This window comes from Roseovarius confluentis (assembly GCF_002917925.1).
Classification (GTDB): domain Bacteria; phylum Pseudomonadota; class Alphaproteobacteria; order Rhodobacterales; family Rhodobacteraceae; genus Roseovarius; species Roseovarius confluentis.
Genome location: NZ_PPFE01000004.1, coordinates 213,436 through 225,626 on the forward strand (window position 1 = coordinate 213,436; position 12,191 = coordinate 225,626).

10 protein-coding genes are annotated in these 12,191 nt (G+C 62.5%); 9 read left to right on the top strand and 1 reads right to left on the bottom strand.

What is annotated here, in order from left to right:
* The first annotated feature begins 12 nt into the window (after positions 1-12).
* Genes C2I35_RS11455 through C2I35_RS11465 form a run of 3 tightly spaced genes read left to right on the top strand, consistent with a single transcriptional unit; the run spans position 13 to position 5,593 of the window.
* On the top strand, positions 13-1,830 hold the full coding sequence (locus tag C2I35_RS11455; RefSeq protein ID WP_103763181.1) for a type I secretion system permease/ATPase: 1,818 nt from the start codon (positions 13-15) through the stop codon (positions 1,828-1,830).
* The gene (locus C2I35_RS11460) at positions 1,827-4,244 is read left to right on the top strand and encodes a calcium-binding protein (RefSeq protein WP_103763182.1); all 2,418 of its coding nucleotides are present in this window, start codon (positions 1,827-1,829) and stop codon (positions 4,242-4,244) included. The genes C2I35_RS11455 and C2I35_RS11460 overlap by 4 nt, the downstream gene beginning before the upstream one ends.
* A gap of 23 nt (positions 4,245-4,267) precedes the next feature.
* The gene (locus C2I35_RS11465; RefSeq protein WP_103763183.1) at positions 4,268-5,593 is read left to right on the top strand and encodes an HlyD family type I secretion periplasmic adaptor subunit; all 1,326 of its coding nucleotides are present in this window, start codon (positions 4,268-4,270) and stop codon (positions 5,591-5,593) included.
* A gap of 342 nt (positions 5,594-5,935) precedes the next feature.
* Here C2I35_RS11465 and C2I35_RS11470 read toward each other — a convergent pair whose 3' ends face one another.
* The gene (locus C2I35_RS11470) at positions 5,936-6,457 is read right to left on the bottom strand and encodes a winged helix DNA-binding protein (protein ID WP_103763184.1); all 522 of its coding nucleotides are present in this window, start codon (positions 6,455-6,457) and stop codon (positions 5,936-5,938) included.
* Between the two features lie 221 nt (positions 6,458-6,678).
* Here C2I35_RS11470 and C2I35_RS11475 point away from each other — a divergent pair, with 221 nt between their 5' ends.
* The 6 genes from C2I35_RS11475 to C2I35_RS11500 all read left to right on the top strand — a co-directional run bounded on the left by C2I35_RS11475 (position 6,679) and on the right by C2I35_RS11500 (position 12,141).
* Complete coding sequence (locus tag C2I35_RS11475) at positions 6,679-7,650, top strand: TRAP transporter substrate-binding protein (protein ID WP_103763185.1); 972 nt, start codon at positions 6,679-6,681, stop codon at positions 7,648-7,650.
* 73 nt (positions 7,651-7,723) lie between these two features.
* Positions 7,724-8,272, top strand: a complete 549-nt coding sequence (locus C2I35_RS11480) for a TRAP transporter small permease (RefSeq protein ID WP_103763186.1) — start codon at positions 7,724-7,726, stop codon at positions 8,270-8,272.
* A 9-nt stretch (positions 8,273-8,281) separates the two neighbouring features.
* Positions 8,282-9,577 (top strand): TRAP transporter large permease, encoded by a 1,296-nt coding sequence (locus tag C2I35_RS11485; RefSeq protein ID WP_103763187.1) that lies wholly within the window; start codon positions 8,282-8,284, stop codon positions 9,575-9,577.
* A gap of 1 nt (position 9,578) precedes the next feature.
* Positions 9,579-10,337 (top strand): 5-oxoprolinase subunit B family protein, encoded by a 759-nt coding sequence (locus C2I35_RS11490; RefSeq protein WP_103763188.1) that lies wholly within the window; start codon positions 9,579-9,581, stop codon positions 10,335-10,337.
* Positions 10,334-11,347 (top strand): 5-oxoprolinase subunit C family protein, encoded by a 1,014-nt coding sequence (locus C2I35_RS11495; RefSeq protein WP_103763189.1) that lies wholly within the window; start codon positions 10,334-10,336, stop codon positions 11,345-11,347. Before C2I35_RS11490 ends, C2I35_RS11495 begins: the two co-directional genes overlap by 4 nt.
* Positions 11,348-11,361: 14 nt before the next feature.
* Positions 11,362-12,141, top strand: coding sequence for a LamB/YcsF family protein (locus tag C2I35_RS11500; RefSeq protein ID WP_103763190.1), 780 nt, complete (start codon positions 11,362-11,364; stop codon positions 12,139-12,141).
* The last annotated feature ends 50 nt before the right edge of the window (positions 12,142-12,191 follow it).

Sequence of the window (12,191 nt, forward strand, 5' to 3'; positions counted from 1 at the left end):
CGAGAATTCATTATGGCACAGCCGAAGAAAAAGCCCGGTAATGCAGCCTTCAAGGCGCTGGGAAGCGTCAAGGGCCTGTTTGTTTTTCTGCTCGTCCTTTCCGGCGTCATCAATATCCTGGCACTGACCGGTGCCTTTTACATGCTTCAGATCTACGACCGTGCCCTGGTAAGCGGTAGTGTTCCGACGCTGCTTGCCATTTCGGCCCTGGCTATCGGGTTGTACCTGTTTCAGGGCGTGTTCGACATTCTGCGCTCGCAGATCCTTGTCCGTATGGGCGCCAGGCTGGATCGCAGGCTTGCACCCATGGCGCATCAGCTGGTCATCGATATGCCACGGCATGGCTATTCCACGTCCGAGGCGCTGGAACGCGGCCGGGACGTGGACACGGTGCGAGGGTTTTTCGGATCCCAAGGACCGATTGCCTTGTTCGACCTGCCGTGGATGCCGGTTTTCCTGGCGTTCGTTTATTTCCTGCACCCTTATCTTGGCGCACTGACTATCGCTGGCGCCTTTGTTCTGACCTCGCTCGCGATAGCGGCCGAACTGCGGACACGCAGTTGGAGCAACTCGACCGTTGCAGCGACGATCGAACGCAATGCGATTGCGGACTCGAACGCGCGCAATGGCGAGGTGTTGAAAGCTATGGGCTTCGCCTCTCGCGCGGTTGCACGCTTCTCGGCTGCGAATGACCGACATCTCGAGCTTCAGACCCGCACCACCGACATCTCGGGGACCTACAGTGCGATTTCGCGTGTGCTTCGGATGTTACTGCAATCTTCGATTCTCGGGCTTGCCGCCTTTCTGACGATCATGGGTGAGCTTTCGGCTGGTGCGATCATTGCGGCGACTATTGCGGCAGCCCGTGCCATGGCACCGATCGATCTTGCAATCGGAAATGCCAAGAACATGGAATCCGCACGCACTGCGTGGAAACGGCTGCGCAAAACGATCGACGTTCTTGAAGGCGAACCCAAGCCGATGTCGCTGCCAGCTCCGAAGTACAACCTGAAGCTGGAAGGCGTAACCGTTGCGGCTCCGGCGACCGGCATGGTGTTGCTGAGCGACATATCGTTCGAAGCGGAAGCCGGACAGGCCATCGGCATTATTGGACCCAGCGGAGGCGGAAAGACGACGCTGGCGCGCGTCTTGACTGGCATCTGGTCGCCCTTGCGAGGGTCGGTACGGCTGGACAGTGCGGAGCTTACGCAATGGAGCGATGATGATCGGGGCGCTTTTGTCGGATACATGCCGCAAGATGTGGCGCTGCTGGACGCGACTGTAGAGGACAACATCGCGCGTCTCGATGAAGCGCCGGAAGCCGCGCATATAGTGGCAGCTGCGAAAGCCGCCAACGTACATGAGATGATCGTCCGGATGCCGGAAGGCTACCGTACCTACCTTGGGCCGATGGGCACATCGATTTCGGGTGGACAACGTCAGCGTCTGGGGCTTGCACGTGCGTTGTACAAGTCACCGTTCCTTGTCGTGTTGGACGAGCCAAATGCGCATCTGGACCCTGAAGGCGAGGCGGCCCTCATCGCCGCAATCGAGGGCGTGAAAAGCCGCGGCGGAATTGTTGTGCTGATCGCGCATCGTCCCTCCGCACTTCAGGCATGCGATCTGATCGGCGTTGTCCAAGGTGGCAAGCTGACTGCTTTCGGGTCCCGAGAGGAAATACTGAATCCGAAACCCGTTCCCGATGCGCAGAAGAAAAGGTCCGTGAAGACCGCTCCTGCCGCGAAAGCAGAACCGAAACCGGCGCAGAATCAGGATGGCTGCGAAGTGCGAGAGCATGTTCGCGAGGCCAGTAGAGGAGGCCGGTCATGATTGACGTAAAAGGCTTTCGTTCAAGCAAAGAGGAACCATCGGAAAAGTTCGACCCGATGGGTCTGGAACTGCCGGCCAACAACCAGGTCAAGCTGCTCAGTGGTTGGGTTGGTGGCCTGCTTGGTCTGGGACTCTACCTGCGTTCGTTCTTGTGGGCTGATCCGGTAGCCGCCCAGTCACCCGGCGAGGAAACGCCTGTGACTGATCCAGATGAGGAAAATGCATCAAACCTCAAGTCTTCCAAGGTGGGGGTGGCCAAGACGGCGGAGGAAGAAGGCGAACCCGCTGCCGACGCGCACGCATCCGACGAAAGCGAAGCCGACACTGTCCATCCTTATCCTGAGATTGAAGGCCGGTTTGTGAGTATGTTTCTCGAGCCCGCTTCCGGCTCGCTATTTGTAAGCAACCTGGCCAGCGCGTCTGCAAATACGATCCTGCCCCCGTTCAGCCTGTTTCAGAGCTTCAAGAACCTACCAGAAGGCCATTCGCCGCAAGCCGCGGTTCGTAGCCCGCAACCGGACGCCAGTGTCGTGACCGAGGAGGATACCACTGACGAGACCACCACGGAACAGGAACGCAACCGTGCCCCCCGCACGACAGGTCCAGTTCAACTCGGGGATATCGGTAGCGGTGCTGTTCTGGCGATCTCTTTGTCGTATTTCCTGTCCGGAACGATCGATCCCGATGGTGATGCGATGAGCGTTTCGATCGATGGTGGTGTCATCGGACATATTGCCCCACACGGTGCGGGCTGGCGGTATTTTGCAGACACGGAATATCTTGGCGAGGTCGAAATTAGTTACACGATTACCGACGGAGATTTAACCATAGCGCAGACCGCCTATCTGAACGTGGTCGCGAACGAATTTGAAGGTACCGGGGCCGATGACCTGATCGTAGGTACGCTTGGTCGCGACGTCATCTCGGGGCTTGGCGCGGATGACAATCTGATCGGTCTGAGCGGACATGACACGATTGATGGTGGCTCTGGCGACGACCAGATTGCCGGGGGTGACGGAAACGACTTTCTGTACGGGGGCGACGGGAACGACCAGATCGCAGGGGGTGCCGGCAACGATTTCATTTCCGGTGGAGCCGGCGACGATCATCTTTATGGCGAGGACGGTGACGACGAAATCCATGGAGATTCCGGGGATGATGAGATCCACGGCGGCGATGGCCATGACGAGATTATTGGCGGCATGGGGCAGGATACCGTACTGGCCGGCGCGGGTGACGACGTGGTTTCGGGCGGCGCCGACGATGACCTGCTTTCCGGCGATGACGGCGACGACGAGATCCATGGCGATGCCGGGGATGATGAGATCCACGGCGGCGATGGCCATGACGAGATTATTGGCGGCACCGGGCAGGATACCGTACTGGCCGGCGCGGGGGACGACGTGGTTTCGGGCGGCGCCGACGATGACCTGCTTTCCGGCGAGGACGGCGACGACGAGATCCATGGCGACGCCGGGGATGATGAGATCCACGGCGGCGATGGCCATGACGAAATTCTTGGCGGCACCGGGCAGGATACCGTACTGGCCGGCGCGGGCGACGACGTGGTTTCGGGCGGCGCCGACGATGACCTGCTTTCCGGTGAGGACGGCGACGATCTGATCCTTGGCGAAGCCGGCGACGACGATATTTCAGGGGACGCTGGGGATGACGTTTTGTTCGGCGGGGAAGGTGCCGACCGGCTTGATGGCGGCGTCGGTGATGACGTCCTGTCGGGCGAGGACGGCCAAGACAGCCTTGTCGGAGGCGACGGCGATGACATCCTGATCGGTGGCGACGGGGCCGATACCGTCGAGGGTGGGGCCGGCAATGACCGGGTGATCGCCGACGATGATGACGCCGACGACACCTACCTTGGTGGCGATGGTCACGACCAATTGGATTATTCCGGGGCAAGCGAAGCAGTCGAGTTTGACCTGATCGTGAAAAAAGCTTCTGGCGAAAGTGTTGGCGAAGACAGCTTTGACGACTTCGAGCATTACAGGGGTAGCAATTTTGGCGACCATTTCGTCGCCGGTGAGGGGCACGCCGTCATGTCCGGGAACGGTGGTGCCGACACGTATGAGTTCCAGCAGGGCGACACGGTCTCTTCTATGCCATCGTCCTACATGATCACGGATTTCGATGACGACGACCGCATTTGGATCGGTTCGGGTGCAAGTCACAGGGAGATCCGCCAAGCACAGAGATCGCTGGAAGAGCGCATAGAGGAAGATCTGGAAGATTACGCCGAAGAGGTCAACGCAGCTGAACCTCAACTGACCTTTCGCCACGATTGGACTGACACGTATCGCAGAACGATTATCGAAGTCGACCTCGACCGGGACCGGATTGTCGACTTTGAACTGACAATTGAAACAGACCAGATTCTGATAGTCGAACAAGGCTGTTAAAGTGAACGCGAGGGAAACTTCAAATGAGTGATGCCAAACGCAATTCGGAAAAGACAAATCGCAGCGCCGCCTTCGATAAGATCAGCGGACGCATCGTGCTGGGCGTGACCATGATGTTCGGGTTGTTGGGTGGCGTCGGCGCATGGGCGTTCAACGCAAACCTTACCGGCGCGGTGATCGCGATGGGCACCGTGAAGGTGGACCAGAACCTGAAGCAGGTTCAGCATCGCGACGGCGGAATCGTCGAGAAGATATTCGTGCGCGAAGGCGATGAGGTCGAGGCCGGACAAGTTCTGTTTCGTCTCGACGACGCACAGTCCCGTGCGGAACTGTCGATCTTGTCGGTTCAGCTTGACGAGGCCGAACTGCGGCGTGCCCGACTGATTGCTGATCGTGATGGCGAGGAAGAAATCCGTTTCCCCGAGCGCTTCGCCAGTGCGGACCCGCAGCAAAGCGAGTTGATGTCAGGGGAACTTCGTCTGCACGCCGGCAATATCAAGAACCGCACCAACCAGCGCGAGCAACTTGAACTCAGCATCGTGCAGGTAGAAGAGGAGATTGTGGCACTGGAATCGCAGCGTTCGGCCCTGGTCGATGAACTGGCGCTGGTCGAGGAAAGCCATGATCGGGTTGTCAGCCTGTTCGAGAAGGGTTTGATCCAGACGCCGCGCGTTGACGAGGCGAAACGCGAGCTTGTTCAGATGCGCGGCAAACTTGGTGAACTCGACGCGAATATCGCGCGCTCCGGTTCCCGTATTAGCGAAATCGAGATGCGTATCCTCTCGGTGGACGAGGTCGCCCGGAACGAGGCGCAGCGGGAACTCTCGATTGTGGAAACACGCATACAGGAATTGTCCGACAGGCTGACAGCTGTGCAGGACCGGCTGTCACGGACCGAGATACGTGCACCGATTTCCGGTCGCATCAACGAGTTGTCGGTCTTTACCGAAGGTGGTGTCATCACGCCGGCGGAAGTTCTGGCTACGATTGTTCCATCGTCCGCAGAATTGCGGATAGAGGTGCAATTGCCCACCACTTCGATTGACCAGGTTTATCTCGATCAGAGTGCCCGCATTCGCTTTTCGTCGTTCAACCATCGTACGACGCCCGAGATCCTCGGCGTGATTTCGCAGATATCACCTGCGACCACTATTTCGAGCGCAACCGGCGAGCCGTTCTACATCGGCAATGTTGATATTCCGCCTGAAGAGATGAACCGGCTGGACGGCCTCGTCCTGTTGCCGGGAATGCCTGCAGAAATCTACCTTTCGACACAAGAGCAAACAGCCGCGTCCTATTTTGCAAGGCCACTCATGGATCAGTTCGAGCGCGCCTTCCGCGAGGAATAAGCGCCTTGCTTCGCGCTTATCAAGACTTCGCTGATCAGCGAGCGCACCCGAGGTGAAGCCGGCGAGGATTTCGGAATTGGGCGTTCAACGCCGACACTTCAGAGGAGGCAGGTCCTTACGCCCCGGAGCCTGGAGGTCTGCGGGCCGAGCTGCGGCGGCATTGTGGATTGATCACGCGTATAGGCGGCTTGTTGCAGCTTGCCCGGTCGAGCCGGCAACCTGACAAAGCTCCATTCCGCGCTCACGCATTCCGAGCGGATGGTTCGTGAAAGGGGTGAGCGCGAGTTGTGGTGGGCGCGGCAGTGGAGTCGGGCGCCGCGCCCCCGGGAAAATCGAGGGGTGCTAAAGTGAGGCGGCCGCGCGGCTGGCCTGGTCGTACTGGCCCGAAAGGCCGCGCAGGATGCGGGCAATTTCACGCAGTTCCTCGCCGCTCAGGCCGGTGCCGCCGGAGGCGTCCAGCAGGCATTGGCGGCGCACGTCGCGGTAGGATTGGCAGAGCGCGCTGCCCGCGTCCGATGTGCGATAGAACACTTCCTTGCCGCGCTTTTCGGACACGATCAGACCGGCCTTGGACAGCTTTCGCAGCGCGTAATTGACGGTGTGCGTGTCCTCGATGTTGAGCAGGAAGCAGATGTCGGACAGGCGCTTGTCGCGGTTGCGGTGGTTGGTGTTGTGCAGAATCAGGATGTCGAGCGGGTTGAGCTCGCCCTGTCCGGCGGCGGCCATGCAGCGAGTCATCCAGCGGGAGAACGCGTTGTAGGCGATGATCAGGCCGAATTCGAATTCGGAAAGTTCCCAGCCTTCGCCCTCGGCCAGATGGCGTGAGGAGACGATACGGCGGTTTTCCGATTGGGATTTTTCCATTCTTCGGCCCTTCTTTCTTTGGCGAAACGCTGGCATTTCATTGACTTTTTCACATTCAAAGCCGTCGCACAATGCTTTGAGGGTGGCCGCGTAGGCTGGCCTGCCGCTGCATGAGTGGGCCAAGCCATTCGCCGATAGCAAACCCGATTTGACAAAACGTTGACAAATTGCAAGCGTATCGTCAATATTCCGACATTGAATAATTCACAGGGAGAAATGTGATGACACTGATGAAGACATTGGGTGGCGCGGCGGTTGCCGTGGCGGCGCTGGCCCTGCCGATCAAGGCCGAGACGTGGGACATGCCGACGCCCTATCCGGATGCCACGTTCCACACGGTCAACATCGCGGAGTTCGCCAAGGACGTCGAAGAGGCGACCGGCGGCGACCTGGCGATCAAGGTCCATTCCGCGGGCTCGCTGTTCAAGCACCCCGAGATCAGCAAGGCCGTCCGCAGCGGTCAAGTGCCGGCAGGCGAGTTCTTCCTGTCGCTGCTGGCCAACGACAACCCGGTCTTCGGGGCGGATTCGCTGCCCTTCCTGGCCACCAGCTATGACGAGGCGCAGGCGCTGTGGGCCGCGCAGGAAGAAGTGATTAAGCAGCTGCTGGACGAGCAGGGGCTGATGCCGCTTTACGCCGTGCCGTGGCCGCCGCAGGGGCTGTATACCACCAAGGAGATCACGTCGGTCGATGACTTGGCGGGTCTGAAATTCCGCACGTACAACGCCACGCTGGAGCAGTTCGCGAACCTGGCCGGCGCTGCGCCGACGCAGGTGGAAGTGCCGGATATTCCGCAGGCGTTCAGCACCGGGCGTGTGGAGGCGATGATCACCTCGCCCTCGACCGGGGTGAATTCCAAGGCGTGGGATTTCCTGACGCATTACACCGACATCCAGGCGTGGATTCCGAAGAACATCGTCGTGGTGAACAAGCGGTCCTTCCGCCGTCTGGACGAGGACACGCAGACCGCCGTGCTGGAAGCCGCGGAGGCCGCCGAGGCGCGCGGCTGGGAGAAGAGCAAATCCGAAGCCGAGGAGATGACGCAGGTCCTGAAAGACAACGGCATCACCGTGGTCGAGCCGTCCGAGGAACTGACGACCGGCCTGCAAGAGATCGGCGCCCAGATGCTCGAAGCGTGGAAGGAAGAGGCCGGCGAGACCGGTCAACAGCTTCTGGACGCCTACGAAGGCTAACGCACGCATACCGGCCCGAGGCGCGCGCCAAGTCGCGCCCGGGCCATCCTTCATCCAAACAGGGAGACACCTCATGCGGCGCGTTCTCGACACGCTTTACCGTGCGGCCGGCGGGCTGGCGGCGCTTTTCATCCTTGCCATCGTCGTGCTGGTTTTCGCGCAGGTGGCGCTGAACCTGGCCGACAAGATCACCGTGGGGCTGACGGGCAAGGGGCTTGGGGTCACGATCCCGTCCTACGCCGATTTCACCGGGTTCTTCCTGGCCGCCGCGAGTTTCCTGGCGCTGGCCTATACGCTGCGGGCCGGCGGGCACATTCGGGTGTCGCTGGTCACGCAGGCGCTGGGGGAGCGCAGCCGACACGCTTTGGAAATTGTCGTCACCGCGATCGGCCTTGTCATGTCCGCCTATGCCGCGTGGTTCATGATCCTGCTGGTGCTGGAGTCGCACGAGTTCGGCGACAAGAGTTCCGGCATGGTGTCGGTGCCGCTTTGGATCCCGCAGGTGCCGGTGGCGCTGGGATTGATCATTCTTGCCATCGCGCTGACCGACGAGCTTGTCGCGCTGTTGCGCGGACGCTCTGCCAGCTGGACCGGCAAGGGCGAAAACCTTCTCAACGAGTGAGGTGCGCCCATGTCCGTCACGGTTCTTTCGATCATCCTGCTGGTCCTGCTGTTCGCGTTTCTGGGCGCGGGGTTGTGGGTGGCCTTTGCGCTTCTGGGTGTGGGCATCGCCGCCATGGCGCTGTTCAGCGACGCGCCGCTGGGGCTGGTCATGGCGACCACGCTTTGGGGGCATGGCAACAACTGGGCGCTGGCCGCGCTGCCGCTCTTCATCTGGATGGGTGAGATCCTGTTCCGCTCGCGCCTGTCGGACGACATGTTCGCGGGCCTGTCGCCCTGGATGAACCGGCTGCCGGGGCAGCTTTTGCATGTCAACGTCTTCGCCTGCGGGATCTTCGCCGCAGTCTCTGGGTCGTCCGCCGCCACGGCGGCGACCATCGGCAAGCTGTCGATCCCGGAGCTGACGCAGCGGGGCTATCCCGAAAAGATGGTGATCGGCACACTGGCCGGCTCGGCCACGCTGGGATTGCTGATCCCGCCGTCGATCATCCTGATCGTCTATGGCGTGGCGACCGAGCAATCCATCGCGCGGCTTTTCGTGGCGGGCGTCCTGCCCGGCGTTCTGTTGGTGGGGCTGTTCCTGGGCTACGTGATCCTGTGGGCGCTGTTGAACCGTGCGCGGCTGCCCGACGAGTCGCTGGCGGTGAGTTTCATTGAGCGGCTGCGCCGGTCGCGGCGGCTGATCCCGGTCATGTTGCTCATCCTCGGCGTGATCGGCTCGATATATGCCGGGCTCGCCTCGCCCACGGATGCCGCCGCGGTGGGCGTGGTGCTGGCGCTGATCCTGTCGTGGAGCACCGGGACGCTGACGAAACAGAGCTTCATCGACGGGCTGATGGGCGCGACCGTGACGTCTTGCATGATCGCCTTCATCCTGGCGGGTGCGTCGTTCCTGACCGTCGCGATGGGGTTCACAGGCATCCCGCGCATCCTGGCGGAATGGATCGGGTCGCTGGGGCTGTCGACTTTCACGCTGCTGGCCGCGCTGACCGTGTTCTTCGTCATCATGGGCTGTTTCCTGGATGGGATTTCGGTCGTGGTGCTGACGGCATCCGTGATCATGCCGATGGTGAACGAGGCCGGGATCGATCCCATGTGGTTCGGCATCTTCCTCGTGATCGTGGTTGAGATGTCGCAGATCACGCCGCCCGTGGGCTTCAACCTGTTCGTGCTGCAATCGCTGACCGGGCGCGACATTCTTTACGTGGCCAAGGCGGCCTTGCCGTTCTTTTTGCTTATGGTGGCGGCGCTGGTGATCATCTCGGTGTTCCCGTCCATCGTCACCTTCCTGCCGGGGCAGATGTAGGATGAGCGACACTGGCACAGAGCAGGTGGCCGCATCGGACTGGCCGAGGATCCGCACCGTTGGAGTGGACGGGATGCTGGTCAGCTTTGGCGATCGCCTGAGCGAGCCGGCCAACCGCGCCGCGCTGGCCTTTCGCGCCGCGCTGGACCGGGCGGCGCCGGAGGGGGTGGAGGAGACATCCACATCGCTGGTCTCGGCTTATGTCCGGTTCGATCCGGTGCACCGCGATCACGCCGGGTTGCGCGCCGATCTCGATGCGTTGTTGCAGGATCGCGACTGGTACGAAGCCGACCTGCCGCAGGGGCGGCGGGAATGGTGTATTCCGACGGTCTTCGGCACCGACCTTGCGCCGCAGCTGGAAGAGGCCGCTGCGGCGGCGGGGATGACAGCGGACGAGGCGATTGCCTCGATCTCGGAGACGGTCGTGCGGGTGCAGACCATCGGGTTCGCCCCCGGTCAGCCCTATCTGGGCGAGCTTGGGCCGGACTGGGACATCCCCCGCCAGAAGGCCCTGACCGAGCGCATCCCCGAGGGCGCGCTGGCGGTTGCGATCCGGCAGTTGGTGCTGTTCTCCGTTTCCACCCCGACCGGGTGGCGGCATATCGGGCAGACCGGGTTTCGGCTGTTCCGGCCCGAGGCCGACACGCCCTTCGTGCTGCGCCCGGGCGACGCGGTGCGGTTCGAGCCGGTGTCGCGGGAGCGCCTTGAGGCGATGAAGGACGATCCCGATGGCGGTGCCCGCGCGAAGGAGGTGACATGAGCCGGGCGCTGATCGTACGCCGCGCGGGCCCTGGCCTGACGCTGCAGGACCGGGGGCGGCCGGGCTACATGGGGTTTGGGTTGTCGCCGGGCGGTGCCGCCGACCGGTTGGCGCTGGCCGAGGGCGCGGCGCTTTTGGGACAGGATGACGGGCTGGCCGCTTTGGAAATGGCGGGGATGGGCGGCGAGTTCGAAGCGGACAGCGACATGCGTATCGCCCTGACCGGCGCACCGATGCGGGCGGCCATCGACGGCACAAGGGTGGCCTGGCACGCCAGCCATGCCCTGCCCGCCGGGGCGCGGCTGACCATCGGCGGGGCCGAGGCGGGCAGTTACGGCTATCTGCACGTGGGTGGCGGTTTTGCCGGCGAAACGTGCCTTGGGTCGCGCAGCGTTCACGTGGCAAGTGGGCTGGGATCGGCGGTTGAGTCCGAGGCGCGGCTGGAAATCGGCGAGGAGAGCGCCCCTGTGGAGGTGAACCGGCTGCTGCCGGTCGAGCCCCGCTTCGCGGGGGGCACGGTGCGTGTCGTGCCGAGCCTGCAGACGGATTTCTTCGACGCCGGCCAGATCGAGCGGTTCGAGACGACCCGGTTCAAGCGCGATGCGCGAGGTAGCCGCATGGGGGTGCGGCTGGATTTCGACGGCGAGGGCTTTCATAGCGATGCGGGCCTGAGTGTGCTGTCCGAAGTGGTGGTGCCCGGGGACATTCAGATCACCGGCGACGGCGCGCCCTTCGTGCTGTTGGGCGAGTGCCAGACGACGGGGGGATACCCGCGCATCGCGTCGGTGCTGCCCTGCGATCTGCCGACAGTGGTGCAGGCTGCGCCCGGCACGGCGCTGCGGTTCCGGTTCGTGACGCTGGAAGAGGCGGTGGAGGCCGAGCGCCGTGCCGCAACGCATCGCAAGGGGCTGCGATCGGCGCTGACACCGCTGGTGCGCGACCCGCATGACATACGAAATCTTCTGGCCTACCAGCTGATCAGCGGTGCCACGGCCGGACGAGAGCTTTAGGAGGCGAAAGAGACATGACGACGACGGTGGACCTGAACGCGGATATGGGCGAAAGCTTTGGCCCCTGGGTGATGGGCAACGACGCGGCCGTGCTGGATATCGTGACCTCGGCCAATGTCGCCTGTGGGCAGCACGCCGGGGACTGGGACGTGATGGCCAAGACAATGCGCGCGGCGGCAGAGCGCGGTGTGGGCATCGGGGCGCATCCGGGGTTTCCCGATTTGCAGGGTTTCGGGCGGCGTCGGATGACCCTGCCGGCAGAGAGCCTCGGTAACCTGGTGCGCTATCAGCTGGGTGCGGCGTTGGGCATTGCGCGGGCGGAAGGGGCCGAGGTGCGGCACCTGAAGCTGCACGGGGCGCTGGCCAACATGGCCTCGGAGGACAAGGCGGTGGCGATGACCTGTTACGAGGCCGCGTTGTCGGTCGCGCCGGAGCTTATCATCATGGTGCTGGCGGGCACGGCGCAGCAGGAGGCGGTGGCCGAACTTGGCTGTCGGGCGGCCTGCGAGATCTTTGCCGACCGCGCCTATAACGACGACGCGACGCTGGTTGATCGCAGCCAGCCGGGGGCTGTCATTCACGACCCCGAGGCCGCTGCCGCGCGGATGGTCGAGATGGTGGGGGCCGGGGCGATCATCACGGAAAGCGGCAAGCGCATTCCCACGCGGATCGATACGATTTGTCTGCATGGCGACACGCCCACCGCTGTCGACATCGCGGACCATGTCCGGCAAGCGTTGAAAGAGGCCGGAACGAAGCTGAAGATGTTTGCGGGAGACCCTGTTTCGGCGTGAGGGGCCCCATGTGCCTGGTCGTGCCGCCGCGCGGCCACATTTTCTTTCGC